19 protein-coding genes and 1 tRNA gene are annotated in these 20,306 nt (G+C 65.2%); 6 read left to right on the top strand and 14 right to left on the bottom strand.

Going from position 1 to position 20,306, the window contains the following annotated elements:
* Positions 1–120: 120 nt before the first annotated feature.
* From QY325_04780 to QY325_04760, 5 genes are all read right to left on the bottom strand, one after another.
* Positions 121–1,506: a T9SS type A sorting domain-containing protein gene (locus QY325_04780; protein ID WKZ67241.1), complete on the bottom strand. Its 1,386-nt coding sequence runs from the start codon at positions 1,504–1,506 to the stop codon at positions 121–123.
* A 270-nt stretch (positions 1,507–1,776) separates the two neighbouring features.
* Complete coding sequence (locus tag QY325_04775; protein ID WKZ67240.1) at positions 1,777–2,226, bottom strand: energy transducer TonB; 450 nt, start codon at positions 2,224–2,226, stop codon at positions 1,777–1,779.
* Between the two features lie 22 nt (positions 2,227–2,248).
* The gene (locus QY325_04770) at positions 2,249–3,067 is read right to left on the bottom strand and encodes a hypothetical protein (protein ID WKZ67239.1); all 819 of its coding nucleotides are present in this window, start codon (positions 3,065–3,067) and stop codon (positions 2,249–2,251) included.
* 398 nt (positions 3,068–3,465) lie between these two features.
* A complete protein-coding gene (locus QY325_04765; protein ID WKZ67238.1) occupies positions 3,466–3,903 on the bottom strand; it encodes a cold shock domain-containing protein in 438 nt (145 codons plus the stop codon).
* A 169-nt stretch (positions 3,904–4,072) separates the two neighbouring features.
* Positions 4,073–4,756 carry a WbqC family protein gene (locus tag QY325_04760; GenBank protein WKZ67237.1) on the bottom strand — a complete coding sequence of 228 codons (684 nt, stop codon included), beginning with the start codon at positions 4,754–4,756 and terminating at the stop codon, positions 4,073–4,075.
* Positions 4,757–4,801: 45 nt separating this feature from the next.
* Here QY325_04760 and QY325_04755 point away from each other — a divergent pair, with 45 nt between their 5' ends.
* Positions 4,802–5,563 carry a hypothetical protein gene (locus tag QY325_04755; protein ID WKZ67236.1) on the top strand — a complete coding sequence of 254 codons (762 nt, stop codon included), beginning with the start codon at positions 4,802–4,804 and terminating at the stop codon, positions 5,561–5,563.
* Positions 5,564–5,619: 56 nt separating this feature from the next.
* On the opposite strand, the gene QY325_04750 is transcribed toward QY325_04755, so the two are convergent.
* From QY325_04750 to mnmE, 4 genes are all read right to left on the bottom strand, one after another.
* A complete protein-coding gene (locus QY325_04750; protein ID WKZ67235.1) occupies positions 5,620–7,266 on the bottom strand; it encodes a PQQ-binding-like beta-propeller repeat protein in 1,647 nt (548 codons plus the stop codon).
* A 23-nt stretch (positions 7,267–7,289) separates the two neighbouring features.
* The gene (locus QY325_04745) at positions 7,290–7,667 is read right to left on the bottom strand and encodes a hypothetical protein (GenBank protein WKZ67234.1); all 378 of its coding nucleotides are present in this window, start codon (positions 7,665–7,667) and stop codon (positions 7,290–7,292) included.
* Positions 7,664–8,854, bottom strand: coding sequence for a WD40 repeat domain-containing protein (locus QY325_04740; protein ID WKZ67233.1), 1,191 nt, complete (start codon positions 8,852–8,854; stop codon positions 7,664–7,666). Before QY325_04740 ends, QY325_04745 begins: the two co-directional genes overlap by 4 nt.
* A 113-nt stretch (positions 8,855–8,967) precedes the next feature.
* A complete protein-coding gene (gene mnmE / locus QY325_04735) occupies positions 8,968–10,317 on the bottom strand; it encodes a tRNA uridine-5-carboxymethylaminomethyl(34) synthesis GTPase MnmE (GenBank protein WKZ67232.1) in 1,350 nt (449 codons plus the stop codon).
* 32 nt (positions 10,318–10,349) lie between these two features.
* Between mnmE and QY325_04730 the strand changes: the two genes are divergently transcribed.
* The 3 genes from QY325_04730 to sucD are packed head-to-tail and all read left to right on the top strand — an operon-like array spanning position 10,350 to position 13,822.
* Complete coding sequence (locus QY325_04730; protein ID WKZ67231.1) at positions 10,350–11,675, top strand: NAD(P)/FAD-dependent oxidoreductase; 1,326 nt, start codon at positions 10,350–10,352, stop codon at positions 11,673–11,675.
* Positions 11,676–11,720: 45 nt separating this feature from the next.
* A complete protein-coding gene (locus QY325_04725; protein ID WKZ67230.1) occupies positions 11,721–12,902 on the top strand; it encodes an MFS transporter in 1,182 nt (393 codons plus the stop codon).
* 50 nt (positions 12,903–12,952) lie between these two features.
* The gene (gene sucD, locus QY325_04720; protein WKZ67229.1) at positions 12,953–13,822 is read left to right on the top strand and encodes a succinate--CoA ligase subunit alpha; all 870 of its coding nucleotides are present in this window, start codon (positions 12,953–12,955) and stop codon (positions 13,820–13,822) included.
* A 61-nt stretch (positions 13,823–13,883) separates the two neighbouring features.
* Here the strand turns inward: sucD and QY325_04715 are convergent, their stop codons facing one another.
* Entirely contained in the window at positions 13,884–14,498 is a 615-nt protein-coding gene (locus QY325_04715; GenBank protein WKZ67228.1) for a sterol desaturase family protein, read from the bottom strand.
* A 191-nt stretch (positions 14,499–14,689) separates the two neighbouring features.
* On the opposite strand from QY325_04715, the gene QY325_04710 reads away from it, so the two are divergent.
* Together QY325_04710 and QY325_04705 are read left to right on the top strand one after the other, a co-directional pair.
* A tRNA-Val gene (locus QY325_04710) sits at positions 14,690–14,764 on the top strand.
* Positions 14,765–15,344: 580 nt separating this feature from the next.
* A complete protein-coding gene (locus tag QY325_04705; protein WKZ67227.1) occupies positions 15,345–16,289 on the top strand; it encodes a DUF3078 domain-containing protein in 945 nt (314 codons plus the stop codon).
* 45 nt (positions 16,290–16,334) lie between these two features.
* Here the strand turns inward: QY325_04705 and QY325_04700 are convergent, their stop codons facing one another.
* From QY325_04700 to QY325_04685, 4 genes are read right to left on the bottom strand one after another with little or no spacing between them, the layout of a single operon-like run.
* Positions 16,335–18,308: a glycosyltransferase family 39 protein gene (locus tag QY325_04700; GenBank protein ID WKZ67226.1), complete on the bottom strand. Its 1,974-nt coding sequence runs from the start codon at positions 18,306–18,308 to the stop codon at positions 16,335–16,337.
* Positions 18,308–18,754 carry an SsrA-binding protein SmpB gene (gene smpB / locus QY325_04695; protein ID WKZ67225.1) on the bottom strand — a complete coding sequence of 149 codons (447 nt, stop codon included), beginning with the start codon at positions 18,752–18,754 and terminating at the stop codon, positions 18,308–18,310. Before smpB ends, QY325_04700 begins: the two co-directional genes overlap by 1 nt.
* A gap of 59 nt (positions 18,755–18,813) precedes the next feature.
* Positions 18,814–19,635 (bottom strand): ZIP family metal transporter, encoded by an 822-nt coding sequence (locus tag QY325_04690; protein ID WKZ67224.1) that lies wholly within the window; start codon positions 19,633–19,635, stop codon positions 18,814–18,816.
* A complete protein-coding gene (locus QY325_04685; GenBank protein ID WKZ67223.1) occupies positions 19,632–20,288 on the bottom strand; it encodes a metal-dependent transcriptional regulator in 657 nt (218 codons plus the stop codon). The genes QY325_04690 and QY325_04685 overlap by 4 nt, the downstream gene beginning before the upstream one ends.
* Positions 20,289–20,306 lie beyond the last annotated feature (18 nt).

Below are 20,306 nucleotides of genomic sequence, written 5' to 3'. Positions count from 1 at the left end.
TCTCAGCCATGCGTCACATCGCTGCACATGGGTTTGTCCAAGTGCTGAATGCAGCGAAAGTAGGCCGTAAGCGGCACGGGCCTCCGCGCGCGGGGTTCCTGCATAGGGGGGAGCCCGACCTTATTGCACCACGACCCGCGCAGCAGCCGAGCCGCTCGGGTCAATGGCGCGCAGGAGGTAGGTGCCTGCCTGCAACCCCGATACATCGATGGCATCGGATCCGCTTAGCTGCGCAGCCGTCAGGTCCATCACCTTGGCCCCCAAGGCATCGTGGATCGCCCCGGTGCTGCCGGGTCGTTGCTCGGTCCGCAGCCGGATGATGCCGCTTGCAGGGTTGGGGAAGACGGATAGCGCGCCGGGGGCCTCCGGCTCCCTGATCTCCGTCGTTCCCGCGCAGATGCCGCTGACCGCCACAGGCACATAGCTGGCGACCAAGCCACCATAGCCCAGCTGGCCCCAATCGCTGCTACCCCAGGCCCAGGTGGTGCCGTCTGCCTTCAAGGCCAGCGCATGGCTCATGCCGCAGGTCACCGCCACCACATCCGAGATGTCGCCGACCTGCACAGGGACGTTGCTGTCGGAGTTGGCGCCGTTGCCCAGTTGGCCGGCCAGGTTGTAGCCCCATGACCATACAGTGCCGTCGTCGCGCACAGCGCACATATGCCCCTGGCCCCCTTGCCGGGCGATGGATACGATGTTTGTGAGGCCCGGCACTTGTGCGGGAGTGTCGCCGGTGATATTGCCTCCGTTGCCCAGCTGGCCCCACTGGTTGTAGCCCCAGGTCCATATGGTGCCATCGGCACGCAAGGCCGCATTGAAGCTGTACCGCCCGGCCGAAATGGCCACCACCTGGTCGAGCCCAACGGCCTGCAGGGCGGTGTCGGCAACGATGGGTGCGCCCAGACCGGCACCGAGCTGGTGGTTATCGTTCAGGCCCCAGCCCCACACGGTGCCGTTGGCAAGTAGCACGAGCAGGTGGCCATTGCCGGCAGCCATGGCGGTAACGCCCGTGAGGTTCGCTTGGGCGGGAACCGAGGAGTTGCCGGGAATGCCGGTGCCCAGCTGTCCGTAGTTGTTCTCGCCCCAGGTCCACAGGGTTCCATCGGCCTTGAGGGCGGCGGAGAACATGTCGCCTGCCGCGATCGCTATGACGCCATCCAAGCCGGGTACCTGGACTGGGATGCTGCTGCTGTTGGTGGTGCCGTCGCCAAGGCCGCCCGCGTCGTTGCGGCCCCAGCACCACACGGTGGAATTGGCCGCGAGCGCCACGGTATGTCCGAAACCGCCCTGCATGTCCACCACTTCGAGCAAGCCATGCACCGGCGCCGCAGTGTAATGCCCGGTGCTGGTGCTGTCGCCCAGTTGGCCATAGATGTTGCTGCCCCAGGAGTGCAGCACCGCATTGCCACAGGTGGCCATGGACCAATAGGCTCCGGCTCCGATCTGTTGGGCGCGCACAGCAAGGGTGGCGGTCAGGAGGGCGGTGAGCAGCAGAGGAATGCGCATGGCGATCGTGTCCGGATTGTTGAGCGCCGAAAACTGCGAACTCCAATGCCTGGTCGGATATCCACTTTCGTGGGTATGGAACCATCTGCGTGTCCCGGCTACGGCGAGCAACGGGTGAACCCCGCGTAACAGAGCATGCGGTCCATGCCCTTGTGCTGAAGGAGCGTCCAACCGGAGGACACGCTACGTGGCGGTCCGGAAACAGCGGCGTCAATCGATTTCCCGGCCCTCTTGGCCGTCTGCGGAACCCCGCCGCCCTCGGATGGGGCGCTACTTCTGCTGTGACCCGGTCAGCTTGTACCGGATCGGCAGGTTGTACTTCACCCGCACCGCCTCGCCGCGCTGCTTTCCGGGCTTCCAGTTGGGCATGCCCCGCACCACGCGCACGGCCTCCTCATCGCATCCGCCACCGATGCCGCGGAGCGTCTTCACCTCGTTGACGCTGCCATCGCGCTCCACCACGAAGTTCACGATGACGGTTCCTTGGATGCCTTTCTCCATGGCCTCCTTCGGGTACTTCAGCGTATTGCCGATGTACGCGAACATGGCGTCCTGCCCGCCAGGGTATTCGGGCATAACCTCTACCAAGGTGAACGGTTCATTGGGGTCGTGCGCCTCCTCCCTCTGCGGCACCGCCACATCGATGACATTGTCATTCTGCGCGAGGCAGGCGGTGGTGGCCATCAGGCTGAGGAAGGAGAGGGCGTGGCGGAGTTTCATGGGCTCTAGGGTTCGTGCATGTTCAATGGGTGGCCGCGAACCGCAGCGTGATGCGCCGCACGTTCGTTGAAGCGGACGCCACGTACACGCCGTCCGGCAGGTCATCCAGTTTCCAGAGGCCCGCTCCGGCGGGCGTGCGCACGGAACGCACCTCACGGCCTTGCGCATCATGGATCACCAGGTCCATCGCTTCGCGGGCACCCGTGATCACGAGTGCATGCTGCTGGGCATCGTACCGGATGGCCGCCATCGGGGCGTTCGCATCATCGATGCCCACGACGCCTTCGATCACCACGGCATCTGAACTCTGGCCGCAGGGGCCGTTGTCGCAGCTCCATTGCAGCACGTTGGTTCCTATGGCAGGCGCGGAGAACGTCGCCTGCGGGTCAGAGGGGTCGCTGAAGATGCCGCTGCCGGATACTAGCGTCCAAAGGCAGGTGGCCGGCGCAACCGGGGTGGAGCCATTCAGTTGGACAGCGCCGGGCCAAGGCGGAACGGTCTGGTCGGGTCCGGCGTCCGCCGAGGGCATGGCGCTGCTGTAGCACCAGATGGAAACCAGGTCCGTTTCCGTGCCCGTTGGCGAGAGCACGGTCCAGCGGAGGATGTTCTCGCCCAAGGACAGCCCCGTGACCGGGGTGGCAGGTGAGCCGATGTCGCTGAACTGCGCGCTGCCCTGCAGCACGGACCATTGGCCGGTTTCAAGCGCAGCCAAGGGCTGTGCGTTCATGGAGGTGGCTGTGCCGCAGATGAACTGGTCCGGGCCGGCGATGTTGGCGCGCGGCTGCGCGCATGATTGGATCGCGGAGATCGTGAATGCAGCGGCGAGGCAGGAGCGGACCATGGTGCGAAGGTATCCCCGCACGCTGGCAGCCGCAGCGCCCAGCCTCCCAGCCTGTTCGTGCCCTTCCGGGTTCGAATGCAGCCTTGGGCGATATCGGATTCGCGATTGGGATGGGTGCCAACTGCAGTCGCCCGCTTCCTGCATGGCGCATCATGGCTGCCTGCATGGCCAGGTCAGGGCACCGACCTCGAAGTGCTCGCCTGCAATACGGTTGCTCCGCGCCGCCGGCGTGCAGGTGAAGCAGAGACGCATCATCGGGTGGCACCATGGACCTGAGCGCCTAGCCGCAGGGCCTCTGTTCACCGCGGGCGGAGGCGGCAGGCTGTGCTTGGCCGCAGCGCGTGATCAGGGATTGATCGCTACTGCAGCAGGATCTTGTGGTCAGCGGCTGCTGCCAATCACGCCTTCTTCACATTCACCGCATTCATGCCCTTGGGGCCGCGCTCCACTTCGAAGCGCACCTTGTCCCCATCTGCGATGGCGTCCTCCACCCGGCTCACATGCACGAAGAAGCGCTCCTGCGTGCCGTCCTCACGGATGAATCCGAAGCCCTTGCTGGAGTCGAAGAAATCGACCCGGCCGCTGCGGATGGCGGGCTGCTCATCCTCCTGCGCGCGGCGCGGAACGCCGATCTCGATCTCGGAGATGTCGATCTCCTTGCGCTTGGCGGGGTCGGGCGGTGTATCCGTGATGCGACCGAATTCATCCACATAGGCCATCATGTTCTCCAGGCCGCCGCCGGGGGAATTGGCCTTGCGTTCCTGTTTGCGGCGTTCCTTCTCCTCCTTCTTCTGCTGCCGTTTCTTCTCTTTCTCGCGCTTCTCGAATGTGGCCATGTATCGCACCGAACGTTTCTCCCGCTCAGGTGGTCCTTGGTCGCATGGGCCGCTATGCGCGGATCAGGTGTCCGATCAAGTGTTGCTGAACAGCGCTCGTGCGGCGAAGGTACGGCGGAAGCGCCGGGGATGAGCGGCGAGGCCGGATCAGCCCTGGACCGCCCGCCGCTCAAGGCCTGCGGATGGTTCGGGCGGCCTCCGGCCCGGTGTTCATCACCAGGTCGATGACGCTCAAGCGGGGCTGGAAGCCATGGCGGTCGGCAAATACCTGCGGGTAGGGTGGCGCTCCCTTCAGTTCAGGCGGGAGGGGCCGCTTCGGGTGCAGGGCGGCGCGGAAGTCGAACGGCGAGCGGCTGTAGGACAAGTGGGAAAGCGCCGCATCGGGACCTGCATCGCCCGCCTCAGGTGGGGCGGAGCGGCTGGCGCCCACGTACTCCTTGCTCACCTCCACCTCGGTCTTCAGCCCCAGCCATTTCATGCCCAGCCGCATCGTCGCCAGGTCAAGCTCGATGAGGAGCCGGTGCCGGGCCATCAGCACGGCCTCGATGTCATCGATGTAATGGATGAACCATGGCGTCTTCCCGTAGGCACTGCGGATCGCATGCAGATGCTGCTCGGGCCAGGTCTCCGCATAGCTCAGCTCCACCGACCGCATGGGCATCTTTTTGCCGTGGTCGCGGGCAATGCGCACATTGAGGTCCTGCACCCCGTTTGGCCCCACGATGCGGGTGCGGGTGCGGTAACTCTGCCGCTCGTAGTGCTCCCCAATGTCGATGATCGCCCTTGGATGGCCGGCCAGCAGGTGGTAGTGCTCCACGCAGCCGAAGTAGAAGGCGGAGAGGACAGGGTCCATGGTGCCAAAGGTCGCGCCCTAACTTCGATGCATCATCCTTCCCTCATGCATCCACTGCGATCGCTTGCCGCTTGTGCCTTGCTTGTGTCATGCGGATCCGATCCCGCCCCGGCCACGGAGAATGCGGCAGCGCTCGCCGACACCACTGCATCGGCCCGGATGGTAGCTGATTGGCCCGGCTACTACGAAGGGACCTTTCCGCTTGGCGAGGACCGGAGGATGACCGTGCAACTGTGGGTGCGGAGCGACAGCACCTTCGTGATCCGGCAGCGGCGCGGTGAGGCGGACACCTTGCCGGAAGGGGCGATCGGGAGATGGCAGGCGGTCGATCTGCCGGGCGGACCTGCCACCGGCCTGCTCCGGTTCCAGCACGGTGGAAACCCGCCTGACCACTACCAGCGTACGGAGACGGGGCTTGCTTTCATGGATGTGATCAACGGGGTGGGTGCGTCGGCGGGCATGGCCCTGGAGAAGCTGGCGGATGAGATCGGCGATGAGATTCCGCGCATGCGGCTCCGTGGCGAATTCACCTACATGGCCGATGCCATGAGCTTCAGGCCCTGCGGATCCCCCTTCAGCTGGCCCTGCGCCGGTGGCGAGGAATGGACGGATGAGGGCGAGGTGCTGGGCAGCCTGAATACCGCCGAGCTTGAACGGCGCTACCTGCGAAGCGTGAAGCAAGGCGGCGATCCCTGGTTGATCGAGGTGGAGTGCAGCCTGGCCATGGGGCCGGCCATGGAGGGCGATGGGGCGGATGAGTACATCTTCATCCACCGTGTGCTTGGGTCTGCGGAGGCGTGTCCCTGAACGCCACGCGGGCCGCAGCTTCCGCCACGGCCCGCGCTGCTCTTTGTGCAAGCCGCCTATCGCGTACCCACCTTGGTGACGTTCTTCTTCTCGTAGACGTAGACGAAGTTGCCGTCCGTGCTCATGCTGGTGATGGCTCCCGTGCGAGCATTGAACTGCTTGTAGGTGCAATCGTCCAGGTCGAAGCAGGCGATGTCGGCCTTGTCAGTCTTCAGGATCATGCGGTCGCCCTCGAAGTCCTCCAGGTCGCTCTTCTTGTACTTGCCCATGGCCACGGGTGCGCCGGTCTTGGCGTTGAAGGTGCTTACGCCCTTGTCCCCGATCACCACGATCATGTCCTTGTACACCATGATCTGGTCGGCGAGGCCAAGGCCGCCTTTGGATACGGGCACGGCGTATTTCTCGGCCCCGGTGGCGATATCCATGCTGTAGAGTTCCTTGCCGCTGCACACGATGAACTGATCGCCCACCACCACGGCGTTTGTGATGCCCTTCCTGAAGCGCTCGCTCTCCCATGCCAGGCTGCCATCCGCCGTGCTGAAGGCCTGGATGCCGTTGGGCTTCACGTTGGGATGCCAGATGCGCCACTCCTCGGTGATGCGCCAGCCGCCCTGGCCGTCAGGCTCACGCTTGTAGATGTAGGCCTGGGCCTCCACATTGCCGCCGATCTGCAGCAGCACACGGTCGCCCACCACGTACATGGCCGGGATGGCGCGGGCCTCCTTGATTTCCGGGCTGGTCCACAGCAGCTTGCCGCTGTTCTTGTCGTACTTCTTCACGTACTGGCTCTTCTTGTTGCTCATGTCCAGCACGTAGAGGTCGTCGCCCACGACCACCGGATCGGCCACGGCATGGTACACGCCGAACTTCTTGGCGCCGGCAGGTGCTCCCACGAGCTTGTCCGGGGTGTAATCGAAGGCCGCGGTGTAGATGTTGGCACCGGTGTTCAGGTCGTACACCTGCATGCCGTTCATGCGCAGGAAGACCTTGTCGCCCACCACGTCCAGGTCATAGAGGAACTCCTTGGATATCACTTTGCGTTCGGCGCGGCCCACGTAGGTGTTCTCCCACAGGATGTTGCCGTTGGTGAGGTCGATCCGGACGATCTGGTTCTTGTAACCGCTGAAGAGGGCCCCCAGGTTGCCGGGCACGAAGTTCACCATCACCAGCTTGTTGTCGCCGGTGACCACGTACTGGCCCACCACGCCCTTGAACTTGTCGGTGCTCCAGCGCTCCTCGCCGGTGCGGGCCATCATCCACACCAGGCGCTCCTTCAGCGAGATCGCGAAGCCATCCAGCTCGGGGATGTACACCACGTTCTCATCGGTCACGTTCTGGTACTTGTCCGTGGCCCATAGCAGGCGGCCATCGCTCATGTCCAGGCAGGCGATCTGGTCCTTGCCCATCTTGCGGTCGAAGAGGAAGAGCACGTTGCTCTCCCAGAAGGGGACCAGTTCGTCCACCTTGTTCAGGCGCGGTGCCAGGTCTTTGAACCTGCCGGTCCACCGCGTGGCGCCGGTCTTGTTGTCGAAAACGGTGATCTCCTTCTCGCTGGCGGCGTAGCTGTAGCCACGCTCCTCGGTGCCGGTGCCGGTATGTTCGATGCGGTGCTCCAGTTTGGTCTCCCACATCGTGGGCATGTCCTCCTGGGCAAGCAGCCCCGTGGCACACAGCAGTGATCCGGTGATGAGCAGATGTTTCATGGTCGGTGGGTTGTTGTCGCTTCTTATCGGTGGATGGTGTTGAGGTCGAACGTGTGTTCAATGCGGTACTGACGGCCCTTGGGCATCTTGAAAGGCAGCTCCAGCTGATGGACCAGGTCCTTGAAGCGGTTCTGCGAACGCTGGTCGTGCATCTCGGCGCTCACCACGAACACGCTGCTGATATCGCCCTTCTCGCGGAAGCTCACCTGGATCACATAGCGGCCGATGAGCTGTTCCTTCACCACCGCCTCATGCAGGGGTTGTCCAGGCTGCAGGGCGGCATCCAGCGCCAGAGTGGCGCGGGCCAGGATGGTCTCCTTGTCCTCCAGCAGCTCCTTCTTCTGGGCCGCGGCGGTGAGACCGATGCTCACCAGGAACAGGATGGTGAGAAGGTGTTTCATGGGGCGTAGGTCCATTCGATGAGGCGGTTGCCGAACGTCATGAGCATGCGCCGGCCATCGGGCAGGAACACGAAGGAGACCCGGCCATCGCTGGGGAACTCGGCCTTGCTGGCCATCTTCTCGAACAGGCGGTAGCTCAGTACGAAGCGGTCCACCATGCGGCCGGTGGCGCGCTCGTAGAGGTGCACCTCCATGAACTTGTTGCCCTGGCTGCCGATGGCGAAGAGTTTCCCGTCAGGACTGATGCGGAAATCAGGTTCGTACTGCGCCAGGGAAGGGAACGCGGTGCGGCGCATGGCACCGGTCCGGGCATCGGCCACGCTCACGTAGCACTGGTTCGGGTTGGGATTGCCGCCCTTCCGCGTGTGCGGTTTGGCGTGGATCCACAGGTCCTGCCCATCGGGGCTGTACTCCAACCGGAAGATCTTGTCGAAGAGCTCGTTCAGCGTGTAGAGCGGCTTCAGGGTGGCCAGGTCGTACACCGTCACCAACTGGCCCACTTTCAGCGCGTTTTTCAGTGCGTCCTTGTCGTTGCGCAGCCCGGTCAGCGCTTCCAGTTCCGCTTTCGTGGGCTTGTGGGCCACGGCAACACGCTGGCCATCGGTGCTCACCGCAACGGCATTGCCCATGCGTTCCAGTCCTGTCGACCGGCGCTTGCCGGAACCGAGGTCCACCAGGTGAAGACCATCCTTGCCCAGGGTCACCACGGTGGTCTCGTCGGGTGTCAAGGCGGCCGCATACAGCTCGTCCATGGAGAAGACCGCCTTGCCTGTGGTCACGTCGACCACCTCGTACTTGATGGGCCGGTCCTTGTTGGGGGCATAGTCCAGGTAGAAAAGCTGCTGCAGCAGGATGTATCTGCCTGTGCTGCTGAAGCGTGCGCGGGACCCGGCGTACCAGTTTCCCACGTCGATGGTGCGCACCTGGGCCTCGTCGCTGGCGGGGAAGAGTCGGTAGGGGAAGCCTTGCGTGGCGGAGAGGCCCACGGTGCTGCCATCCGGCGAAACATCGATCCAGCTGGTGAGGTAGCCGGCGATGCTCTCGGTGCCGCCCACTTTCAGGATGCGGTACTCCTGTCCATCGTCCTGAGCGGTGGAAGCGAGGGTCAGCAGCCCTGCGAGGGCTGTGGCGATAACTGCCGGGGAGGAGTGGCGGCCAAGCCTGATTGAACCAGCGTTTATGGTCACGATGACGGAGGGCTGGGGAGCATCCCCTTGATTAGGAGGCCCTTCCTACGTGACCTGCGGCGATGAGTTGCGTGGAGATGCGTGCCGCGGAGCATGGTCGGCAGGCAGCATTGCTACTTGCCGATGCAGAACCGGCTGAAGATGCTGCCGAGCAGATCATCCGGCGTGATGCGCCCGGTGATCTCGCCAAGGTGGTGCTGCGCCCGTCGGAGGTCCACTGCCAGCAACTCGCCGCTGAGTCCGCGCTCGATGGCGTTGCGGGCATCATGCAGCGCTGCGCGTGCCTTGGTGAGCGCATCCACATGGCGGGCGTTGGTCACCGCCGCATCGCCGGTGCCGCCCTGCAGGGCATTGACCTGCACCAGGAAGCGCTCCCGGAGGGCTTCGAGGCCTTGCCCGGCCTTCGCGCTGATGGCGAGGGTCGATCCAGGGGGGGTGAGGGCCAGGTCGGCCTTGTTGAGCACCGGGATGATCACAGGCCCTTCACCGATGCGCTCGCGCAGCATGGCGGCCTCGAAGGCGAAGGCCTGTTCGTTCATCACCGTTGCATCGCCCAGGAGCACCACGATGGCGGCCTCGCGGGCCTTCCTGTAACTGCGCTCGATGCCCATCCGCTCGATGGCATCGTCGGTTCGGCGGATTCCGGCGGTATCGATGAAGCGGAAGAGCACCCCGCCGATGGTGATGGCCTCCTCCACGGTATCGCGCGTGGTGCCCGGGATGTCGCTCACGATGGCGCGGTCCTCCTCCAGCAGCGCATTCAGCAGCGTGCTCTTGCCGCTGTTGGGGGCGCCCACGATGGCCACTGGAACGCCCTGCTTTACGGCATTGCCGTAGCGGAAGCTGTCGATGAGCCCGGTGCAGACCGCGGCCACCCCATCGATGAGCTCCACGAGCTGCGGCCGCTTCGCGAATTCCACATCCTCCTCGCCGAAATCCAGCTCGAGCTCCACCAGCGCGGCGAAATCGATGAGCTGCTGGCGGAGCCCTTCGATCCGCTGACCGAATCCGCCACGGAGCTGCTGGAGCGCCAGCCGGTGCTGCGCGGCGCTCTGGCTGGCGATGAGGTCGGCTACGGCCTCGGCCTGGCTGAGGTCGAGCTTGCGGTTGAGGAAGGCACGCTGCGTGAACTCGCCGGGGAGCGCCAGCCGCGCGCCAGCCGCGAGCAGCGCCTCCATCACGCGCTGCTGGATGTAGGGCGAGCCGTGCACAGCCAGCTCCACCACGTCCTCGCCGGTGTAGGAGCGGGGGGCCTTGAACACCGTTGCCAGGCCCTCGTCGATCCGGCCCTCGGAATCGCTGAGCGCTGCGAGATAGGCGTGTCGGTCCGTGGGCTCCTCCGGCAGGCCGGGCACCAGCGAGCGAGCCACGCGGATGGCATCGGGCCCTGACAGCCGGGCCAGTGCGATGGCACCGGTGCCCGGGGCGGTGGACAGGGCGGCGATGGTGTCGCGGAGCAGCATCAGCGGTGGCAAATGTCCGGAACTTAGCCCCCATGTGGACCATCGATAAGCACCGGTACGACAAGCTGCCCTATCCAACGGTGATCGTGGTCGGCGGCGGGTTCGCCGGCCTGGAGGTGGTGCAGGGGCTGGCCGGCCAGCCCTATAAGGTGCTCCTCCTCGACAAGCAGAACCACCACTGCTTCCAGCCGCTGCTCTACCAGGTGGCTACGGCGAGCCTGGGTGCCGACAGCATTGGCCATCCCTTCCGCCGCACGGTGGGCCCCATGCCGAACGTGGCCTTCCGCATGGCGGAAGTCCTGCGCGTGGTGCCCCAGGAGAAGCGCATCGAGACCTCGGTGGGCGACTTCCGGTACGACCTGCTCATCCTGGCGTTGGGGAGCACCACCAATTTCTTCGGCAACCGGGCCATGGCCGAGCATGCCATGCAGCTGAAGAGTATCAGCCAGGCCCTCGATATCCGTAGCGATTTCCTCCAGGAGTTCGAGCGGGCCATGGTGCTGCTGGAGGAGGAGGAGCGCCGCCGCTGCCTGAACTTCGTCATCGTGGGCGCAGGTCCCACAGGGGTGGAGCTGGCCGGGGCCCTGGCGGAGATCCGCCGGACCGTGCTCCGGCACGAGTACCGCGAGCTCGACAGCAGCCTCATGCGGATCGTGCTCATCGACAGCAACGACCGGGTGCTGAAAAGCTTCAGCCCGGCATCGAGCGCCCGCGCGCTGCGCTACCTGGAAGAACTCGGCGTGGAGGTGCGTCTCGGCCAGCGCGTGATGGGCGGTGATGACGAGCGCATCCAGCTCGACGACGGTACCGCGCTGGAGACGAACACGGTGATCTGGGCGGCCGGGGTGAAGGGAATGCTCATTCCGGGCCTCGAGACGGCCGTGCATGAGCGCGCCAATCGCTATCAGGTGGACCGGATGAACGCCGTGCAGGGCGCCGAGGGCGTGTATGCCCTCGGCGACATCGCGTTGATGGCCGAGGAAGCTTGGCCGCACGGTCACCCGCAGGTGGCGCAGGCCGCCATCCAGCAGGCACGGCACCTTGTCCGGAACCTGATCCGCCGGTCGCGCGGGGAGGGGGCAATCCCCTTCTGCTACCGGGACAAGGGCAGCATGGCGGTGATCGGCAGGCGCCGTGCGGTGGTGGACCTAGGCCGGAGGAGCTTCGGCGGCACGCTTGCCTGGCTGCTGTGGATGTTCGTGCATGTGGTGCAGCTGGTGGGCTTCCGCAACCGGGTGATGGTGCTGGTCAATTGGGCCTGGAAGTACCTGAGCTGGAAGAACACCATACGGCTCATCGTGCGCCCCTATGTGCGCCGGGGAACCGTCATCGTGCGGCCCTTCACGCCGGTGGAGTAGCCCGCAGGCCTGCCACCCGCGGCCTACTTTCGCACCCTTTTCCGCATGGACCGACGGCTCGTCATCCTCTTCATCACCATCTTCATCGACCTGGTGGGCTTCGGGATCTTCGTTCCGGTGGTGCCGATCTACGCCCGCGAGCTCAACGCCAGCGAGTCGCTGGTGGGGGATACGGGCGCCCTCTTCAGCCTGATGATGTTCATCTTCACCCCGTTCTGGGGCACCTTGAGCGACCGGTTCGGGCGGCGGCCGGTCATCCTCATCGCCGTGGGGCTCTCTGCCCTCAGCTATGTGCTCTTCGCGCACGCCACCACCATCACGCTCCTCATCGTCAGCCGCATGCTCACGGGCATCGGGTCGGGCAACATCACCGCCGCGCAGGCCTACATCACGGACATCACCCCGCCCGATCAGCGCGCGAAGGCCCTCGGCCTCATCGGTGCGGCATTCGGCCTGGGCTTCATCTTCGGCCCGCCCTTGGGGAGCCTGGTCTTCGACCGGCTGGGCGTGGAATGGGTGGGCTACGTGGCGGCGATCATGTGCCTCGTCAACCTGGTGGCCGTGTGGGCCTTCCTGCCCGAATCGCTGCAGGAGAAGGTCACCCACCGCAAGATCCGGATCAAACCGGTGACCAGTGCCATCAAGGCCTTGCGCGAACCCCGCTTCCGCGACCTGTTCATCATCAGCTTCATCTACATCACCGCCTTCAGCATGATGCAGATGACCATCGCCATGCTCTGGTACGATGACTACGGCTTGGACAAGAGGCAGATCGGGTACATGTTCGCCATCGTGGGCCTGGGTTCGGCGATCGTGCAGGGCACCATGGTGGGCTGGCTCCAGCGCACCTTCGGGGAGCGGAACCTGATGATCTACGGTGCGCTCATGGTGGCGGTGGGGCTGGGCATGATCGCCTTCATCCCGGACAGCCTCTTCCTGCCGCTGAGCATCATCTCCATCGCGCTGCTCTCCCTCGGCAACGGGAGCCTGAGCCCCACCTTGCTATCGCAGCTCAGCCGCAATGCCGAGCAGCATGAGCAGGGGGAGGTGCTGGGCATGAACCAGAGCTTCGGTTCGCTGGCGCGGATCGCAGGCCCTGCGCTCGGCGGCCGGCTCTACGAGATGGGGCACAGCCTGCCCTATGTCGCATCGGGGCTGGTGATGCTCGGCGGCCTGTACTACGTGCACGGCTACCTGCGGGCCGTGGCCGGGCGCAAGACAGCGTGAAATCCCAGCGGTTACCTTCGCCGCCCATTCCTCATTAGTCATCGATACCCATGAGCGTACTCGTCAACAAGAACAGCAAGGTCATCGTCCAGGGCTTCACCGGCAGTGAAGGCACCTTCCATGCCTCCCAGATGATCGAGTACGGCACCAACGTGGTGGGCGGCGTCACGCCCGGCAAAGGCGGCCAGACGCACCTTGAGCGCCCGGTGTTCGAGACCGTGAGCGAGGCCGTCGCCAATACGGGGGCTGATGTCAGCATCATCTTCGTGCCGCCGGCCTTCGCCGCCGATGCCATCATGGAGGCCGCCGAGGCCGGCATCAAGGTCATCGTCTGCATCACCGAGGGCATCCCCGTGAAGGACATGGTACAGGCCCGCGAGTACCTGCGCGGCAAGGATTGCACCCTCATCGGCCCCAACTGCCCCGGCGTGATCACGGCCGAGGAATGCAAGGTGGGCATCATGCCCGGATTCGTGTTCAAGAAGGGCCCGGTGGGGATCGTGAGCAAGAGCGGCACGCTCACCTACGAGGCGGCCGACCAGGTGGTGAAGGCGGGCATGGGCATCACCACGGCAATCGGCATCGGTGGCGACCCGATCATCGGCACCACTACCCTCGAGGCCGTGCAGCTCTTCGCCAATGACCCGGAGACGAAGGCCATCGTGATGATCGGCGAGATCGGCGGCGACCTGGAGATCAGGGCGGCCAAGTGGATCAAGGAGCACTGCAAGAAGCCCGTGGTGGGCTTCATCGCCGGCGAGACGGCGCCGAAGGGCCGTACCATGGGCCACGCCGGCGCCATCGTGAGCGGCGCCGACGAGAGTGCAGCGGCCAAGAAGGCCGTGATGCGCGAGTGCGGCATCCACGTGGTGGACAGCCCCGCCACCATCGGCGCCAAGGTGAAGGAGGTGCTGGGCTGAGCATCGGTCCGCCGAGGCGCGGATGCTTCACAAGGCCGATTGACGGGGTGCTGGCGTGGATTCAGCCCTTGCGGTCGCGGGGCTCACGCGGGAGCGTGCCGAACACCCAGTCCCAGAGCGGCGAACTCACGCCGAATGCCCGGTCGTCGCCCGCGTAGTGATGCAGGTGGTGATGCTTCCAGAGGGCACGGAGGAAATTCCTCGGCGGCCTGTAGGCGTGGATGGAATAATGGATCAGCAGGTAGGTGGCATAGCCCATGAGGAAACCGGCGCCGAAGGACAGCCCTTGGGGTCCCAGCAACCAATGGAGGAGGCCCATGAGCAGCACGGCGATGAGCACCGAAAGGATGGGGGGCATGGCCAGTCGCCGCTTATCGCGCGGGTGCTCATGATGCACACCGTGGATGATGAACTGGAAGCGCGCACGGCCCGGGCCATCCGCTGGGATGTGGTAGAGGAACCGGTGGATGAGGTACTCCACCAGCGTGAAGGTCAGCACCCCGAGCAGCACCATGCCTGAAAGGGCCCATGACCCAATCGGGAGGTGAAGGGCGGAATGCAGGATGCCGGCAATGCCGGAACCATAGAAGAGCACCAAGGGCACCGCGATGTGGGTCCGGGTGAGGGCCTCCAAGGCCTGGTGGCCGAAGATCCGCGCGCCTTCGTTCCTCGACATGGTCGGTGGATGAGCGTGCTGCCCTGCCAAGTTAGCATCAAACGGGGCCTTTCCTGCTTTCGGCGTACCGGTCATGGAGATTGTTTTCCTGTATTGGGACAACCTTTCGCACCGATACCCCTATCCGGGGCATGGGCTGCATCGCTCGCGATGCCGGTTGTGCTGACCATCGCTACATTCGCGCCCTCATCGGGCACTTAGCTCAGCTGGTTCAGAGCACTACCTTGACAGGGTAGGGGTCACTGGTTCGAATCCAGTAGTGCCCACCGAGGAGTGTCCCGCCCTGGCGGGAGGACAAGGGTTCTATTGGGTCCTCTCTGTCAATGGTGGCAATGGTTGCAGCCGTGTCGCAGGCCGCAGTGGGAGAACCTCCAACGCCTGTCAAGGAAGTCGTAGCTGGGGGCTTGTGAGGGTCGCAACCAGCGCCAAAAGGAATTGCTGTCGCCCACGCCCCTTCACTTCACCGGTTGCGGGGGGCGTGGCGCACCCGACCAGTGAAGCGGACGGCATCAAAACCACCCTGGGGTCAATGTGCATGGGGCGGAGCCTGCGACCTGACACGGGCGATGCGGAAGGCCCATGGGGGTGGGTTGCCGCATGGTTCCACCATTGCTGGGGGGGGGCAGACCGGAACGCCTGCCCTGGGCATGCGGAGAACTGCTCGCCCGTATCCGCTCATGGAGGCGCACCACCACAAGCCGGAGCTTCTCATACGCCCCGTGAAGCCGCACTTCCGCAGCATCGCCATTGACGGTGGCGGTGATCATGGTCAGTTCAGCATCCGTTCCTGAATCCGCATCTTTGCGGCACATACCACTCCCTTCAGCAATGAATATGATGCGAGCCTTGGCACACCTTATGGTGGCCGTGATGCCTGTGGCGGCATTCGCCCAGGAGGACATCGACCCCAAAGCGCGTGATGCCGCCGCAGCAGCAGCAGCAGCAAGGCACGCATCGGATTCGCTCGATGGCAAATGGCAGAGGTCCGGGGTCTTCAACATCAACATGACCCAGGTGAACCTGACGAACTGGGCTGCCGGCGGCTTCAGCTCCGTGAGCGGCATCGCCCTGTTCAACGGGACCGCCAACTGGAAGAAGGGCCGCCGCGCTTGGGATAACAGCCTGGTGCTCGCGTTCGGCGGGCAGCACATCCACAATGGCACCGACCCGCAGAAGACCGATGACCGCATCGAGCTGAACAGCAAGTACGGGTATGAGCTCAACAAGGCGTGGTACCTCGCGGGGGTGCTCCAGTTCAAGACGCAATTCACCGAGGGCTTCGATGCCAATGGCACACGCATCTCCAACCTGCTCGCTCCCGGCTACGCCCTCCTCGGCATCGGCTTCGACTACCGGCCGAACGACAAGTTCACCGTGTTCATCTCACCCGCTACGGCCCGCATGGTGATCGTGACCGACGAGACCCTCTGGGGCGGGAGCACCGACCCTGAGATGAGGGTCTACGGCGTCAAGTACGGGAATACCACGGAACTGGAGGCCGGCGGCTACCTGCGCGCCCAGTACCAGACCGAGCTTGCGAAGAACATCACCTTCATGACGCGCGGCGACCTCTTCAGCAACTACCTGCGCGAACCCGGCAATCTGGATGTGACCTGGGAAACGCTCTGGACCTTCAAGGTGAACAGCTGGTTCGCGGCCACCCTGAACACCCTGCTGCTCTACGACCACGACACCAAGCTTCCGAAAGTGGACGAGAACAACATTCCCTACGCAGGCCCTGCCACCCAATTCAAGCAAACACTGGGCATCGGGCTCACCTTCAAGCTCTGATCGAGCGCGCACCGGATCGCGAAGGCCGCTTGGTGCGGCCTTCGCTCATTCAGGGGGAAAGCGCCCGAGCCAGGGGATGGGGCGCAGCACCGCGTCGCGCAGCGGATTCCAGGTCCGGCGCATCAGCGTAACGCTTCTGATGCGGAGCGGTGCCTTGTCCGGCGAGTACACATAAGCACGGAGGACGCGTCCGGGCCGATGGTCCTCGAGATCCCCGGGGCTGATGGCAACGACCATGGCCACGGGGCCGTCGGGGCGGTGGCCGGCATCCAGGTCTCCGGTGCGGTAGAACACGGTGCTGTCCGCCTGACGGACATCCGCCACGATCGAGGCCCTTGTCCCCGGCACGAAACCGTCCACCACGGCAATCAGCTCCAGGTGGTCGTCCCGGTGCTGCACCAGGCTATCCAAGGGCAGGTCGATGGCGATGCCGAACTCGAACCCGGTGTAGTCCCATCCGGCCTCGGGCAGGCGCGGCAGCCATTCATCCACACGCCATGGGCCAAGGCGATGGGTTCCGATATGGGCTACCGTATCACGGTCGAACCATTGCATGGGAACCGGGAGGGACGCGAACCGGAACACCTGGCCCTCCGCGAAGTCCCGGCGATCCACCAGCCGTGGGAACCGGTGCTGGATGAGCGCGGCATGCTCGGCCACCGCTCCATTGCTGCGGCCGTATACCACCTGCTTGCTGCCGTTCGCGGAGAGCAGGGAGTCAAGGCGGCCTGCGCTCCAGCCCTCGCGGATGTTCACGAGCGGGAGCGCTGCGGCCTCGCCGCCCCAGAGCCGTTGATAGAATCCGGTCAGGTGCGCGGGCGCATCGATCAGCAGCAGCGATCCCTCGGCGCCCGCTTCACGGTGGACGTCCATTGCGGTGCGCAGGATGGCCTCGTACGTGGAGTGGTAGTTGACCACGAAGTGCTTGCGTTGCTGTGCCAGGGAGGCCGTGCCCACCGCCGCGAGCATGAACATCACGGTCAGTGCGCCACGGCGCTCGAGGTGGCGCAAGCCCTGGAGGAGGAAGAGCGCGAGGTAAGGGAATGAGTACAGGATGACGGAGTACTGCAGTACCGGGGCGCGCCAGACCGAGTAAGCATAGCCGATGATGAGCGGTGCGCCCCCCCAGAGCGGGAGCAACCAGCGGGCCGGTCCGGATGCGCCACCATGGCGCACGGTAAGGAACAGCGATGCCGCAACGCCGACGAGCATCACCGTTGCCAGCATGCCATCATCATGCGACAGGTATGACGCGTACCGGACCGGCCAGCCGCCATCGGGCGGTGGCAGCCAGCCGCTCAATCCGCCCTGGCGCAGCTGCTTCAGGAAGATGGGCAGGTTCGGCAGGTACGCCAGCACCACCGCACCGCACATCAACCCATAGGCCTTGCGTCGCTCCCGTGGGATCAGCAGCAAGACGCTGCCGGCCATCAGCGCAGCGAGGAGCAGCGCGAAATGGTGGGTGTAGGCGCTGAGCACGGCGGCCAGCCCAGCACCAACGAGCGTTCGCCGGCTGCCGGAGGCCAGATGCCGCGTGAGCTGGTCGGCCAGGAGGGCTGTTGTGAAAAGCCCGGCAGCATAGGGCCGCGCAAGCTGACCGTAGAAGACCGCGTACTGCAGGACCGTCATGAGCGCCGACAGCACCACGGCCGCCCCTTCACCCGTCCAGGCCATGGAGAAGCGGTAGAGCAGGGCGATGGCGGCCAGGCTCATGAGGATGAATGGCAGCTTCACATCGGCCTCCTCCATGGTGAAGATGCGCGTCCACAGCCACTCGAAGACCTGCACACCGGGCGGATGGGTGTCCAGCGCCGCTACGCCCGTGGTGATGGTCTCGGAAAGGGTGGGGTAGAGGCGCACCAGTGCGCTGAGCTCGTCATGCGTATAGGGAAGGTGGGGCAGGTCCCAGAAGCGGAGAATGGCCCCCAAGGCCAGCAGGCCCACCAGGCTCCAGCGGGCCCATGGGGCGCCGGGCCAGGGGGCATCGCCATACCGGGCAATGTGGGCGCGCCAATCCATCAGCCCTCGCGTTCCAGGTCGCGCTTCACATCGCGGGCCTTGATGCTCTCGCGCTTATCGAAGGCCTTCTTCCCCTTGGCGAGGGCCACCTCCAGCTTGGCCAGGCCGCGCTCATTGATGAAGAGGCGCACCGGAACGATGGTGATACCGGCATCCTTGAGCTTGCGCCGCAGCTTGTTGAGCTCCGTGCGATGCAGCAGCAGCTTCCGGTCCCGCTTGGGCTCATGCACGTAATGCACCGCCGTGCCGTAGGGGTTCACCTGCATGTTCCGCACCACCAGCTCGTCCCCGGCGAATACGCAGAACGCCTCGTTGATGCTCGCTCCGCCCGCACGGATGCTCTTGATCTCGCTGCCCATGAGCACCAGCCCGCACTCGAAGCGGTCGAGCAGGTGGTACTCGAACTCCGCTTTCCGGTTCCTGATATCGATGTGCTGGCCGGCCATGGGTGAGCGGTTGCCGGCTGCAACCGGCACGCGGGTGGCGCGAAGCTAGCCCGATGCGCTCAGCCGAGCGCCACATCGAGCACCATCATCACGATGAAGCCGCCGATGAAGCCCAGGGTGGCGAGGTCGGTGTGCCTGTCCTGCTGCGTCTCGGGGATCACCTCCTCCACCACCACATAGATCATGGCGCCCGCCGCGAAGGCCAGCGCGTAGGGCAGCACCACCTGCATGTGCAGGACGGCCACCGCCCCCACGAAGCCCGCCACGGGCTCCACGATGGCGCTGAGCTGGCCGTACCAGAAGCTGCGCCTGCGGGAAAGGCCCATGCGCCGAAGCGGCATGCTCACGGCGATGCCCTCGGGGAAGTTCTGCAGCCCGATGCCGATGGCCAGGGCCACGGCGCCGCCGATGGTGGCCTCCGGCAGTCCCGCCGCCACGCCGCCGAAGAGCACGCCCACGGCCAGGCCCTCAGGGATGTTGTGCAGCGTGATGGCCAGGATGAGGAGCGTGGTGCGGCGCCACTGGGTGCGCACGCCTTCGCTGGCGCTGGGGTCGAAGTTGATGTGCAGGTGCGGCACGTAGCGGTCCAGCACGAAGATGAAGAGGGCGCCCAGCGCGAAGCCGATGGCCGGCGGGAGCCAGGGAAGGAGCCCCATGCGCTCGCTGAGAGCGATGCTGGGCGCGAGCAGGCTCCAGTAGCTCGCGGCGATCATCACGCCGCCGGTGAAGCCCAGCATGCCATCGAGCCATTTGCGGGGCAGGTCCTTGAAGAGGAAGACCACCGCGGCGCCGGAGGCGGTGACCAGCCAGGTGAAGGTGGTGGCCAGCACCGCGGCATGCACCGGGTCGATGCGCTGGAAGAAATCGAGCAGGTCCTTCATGCGGGTTCCACTTGCAGGTGATGGCTCACATCCTTGCTGAGGCTGAAGGCGGCCCCGCTGCGGGGCTTCACGTCCATGCTGCCATCATAGGCGTGCACGTCCTGGATGGTGAGCACGCTGCCGATGCGGAGCCCCTTCGCGTCGAGCAGCCGCAGCAGCCCATCCGTGGTCTCGCTCACCGCCGCGATGCGCACGGTGCGGCCCTGCGCGCAGCTGCTGAGCCGCACCGTCTTGCGCGCGCGGATCCGGCCATGCCTGTCCGGTATGGGGTCGCCGTGCGGGTCGAAGGCCGGATGGCCGAGGTACGCGTCGAGCTTGTCGATGAGCTGCTCGCTGGCCACATGCTCCATCTGCTCGGCCACCTCATGCACCTCGTCCCAGCCGAAGCCGAGCCGCTCCACGAGGAAGGTCTCCCACAGGCGGTGCCGGCGCACCAGCTGCAGCGCGATGGCCTCGCCAGTCGCGGTGAGCCGCGCCCCGTAGTAGGGCTCGTGCCTCAGCAGCTTCTTCCCCGCCAGCCGCTTCAGCATGTCGGTGACGCTGCTGGCCTTGGTGCGCAGCCGCGCGGCGATGTCCTTCGTGAGCGCGCGGTCCCCCTCCTGCAGGAGCGCGTGCACGGCCTTGAGGTGGTCCTCCTCGCTGCGGGTGAGCATGCGGCGCAAAGGTATATG

It is taken from the genome of Flavobacteriales bacterium (assembly GCA_030584065.1).
In the GTDB taxonomy this organism is placed as follows: Bacteria; Bacteroidota; Bacteroidia; order Flavobacteriales_F; family PHOS-HE28; genus PHOS-HE28.
Note: the sequence above shows the minus strand (reverse complement) of the source record. Positions and strands in the feature narration are given on the sequence as shown.

What these genes read in the sequence shown, in the direction of transcription:
- QY325_04745 (WKZ67234.1), bottom strand. Translation starts at nt 7,667, where the DNA reads ATGAAACACCTTCTCACCATCCTGTTCCTGGTGAGCATCGGTCTCACC.
- QY325_04750 (WKZ67235.1), bottom strand. Translation starts at nt 7,266, where the DNA reads ATGAAACATCTGCTCATCACCGGATCACTGCTGTGTGCCACGGGGCTG.
- smpB (WKZ67225.1), bottom strand. Translation starts at nt 18,754, where the DNA reads ATGGCCGGCCAGCACATCGATATCAGGAACCGGAAAGCGGAGTTCGAG.
- QY325_04715 (WKZ67228.1), bottom strand. Translation starts at nt 14,498, where the DNA reads ATGTCGAGGAACGAAGGCGCGCGGATCTTCGGCCACCAGGCCTTGGAG.
- QY325_04725 (WKZ67230.1), top strand. Translation starts at nt 11,721, where the DNA reads ATGGACCGACGGCTCGTCATCCTCTTCATCACCATCTTCATCGACCTG.
- QY325_04770 (WKZ67239.1), bottom strand. Translation starts at nt 3,067, where the DNA reads ATGGTCCGCTCCTGCCTCGCCGCTGCATTCACGATCTCCGCGATCCAA.
- QY325_04685 (WKZ67223.1), bottom strand. Translation starts at nt 20,288, where the DNA reads ATGCTCACCCGCAGCGAGGAGGACCACCTCAAGGCCGTGCACGCGCTC.
- QY325_04755 (WKZ67236.1), top strand. Translation starts at nt 4,802, where the DNA reads ATGCATCCACTGCGATCGCTTGCCGCTTGTGCCTTGCTTGTGTCATGC.
- QY325_04780 (WKZ67241.1), bottom strand. Translation starts at nt 1,506, where the DNA reads ATGCGCATTCCTCTGCTGCTCACCGCCCTCCTGACCGCCACCCTTGCT.
- sucD (WKZ67229.1), top strand. Translation starts at nt 12,953, where the DNA reads ATGAGCGTACTCGTCAACAAGAACAGCAAGGTCATCGTCCAGGGCTTC.
- mnmE (WKZ67232.1), bottom strand. Translation starts at nt 10,317, where the DNA reads ATGCTGCTCCGCGACACCATCGCCGCCCTGTCCACCGCCCCGGGCACC.
- QY325_04700 (WKZ67226.1), bottom strand. Translation starts at nt 18,308, where the DNA reads ATGGATTGGCGCGCCCACATTGCCCGGTATGGCGATGCCCCCTGGCCC.
- QY325_04730 (WKZ67231.1), top strand. Translation starts at nt 10,350, where the DNA reads ATGTGGACCATCGATAAGCACCGGTACGACAAGCTGCCCTATCCAACG.
- QY325_04765 (WKZ67238.1), bottom strand. Translation starts at nt 3,903, where the DNA reads ATGGCCACATTCGAGAAGCGCGAGAAAGAGAAGAAACGGCAGCAGAAG.
- QY325_04760 (WKZ67237.1), bottom strand. Translation starts at nt 4,756, where the DNA reads ATGGACCCTGTCCTCTCCGCCTTCTACTTCGGCTGCGTGGAGCACTAC.
- QY325_04690 (WKZ67224.1), bottom strand. Translation starts at nt 19,635, where the DNA reads ATGAAGGACCTGCTCGATTTCTTCCAGCGCATCGACCCGGTGCATGCC.
- QY325_04775 (WKZ67240.1), bottom strand. Translation starts at nt 2,226, where the DNA reads ATGAAACTCCGCCACGCCCTCTCCTTCCTCAGCCTGATGGCCACCACC.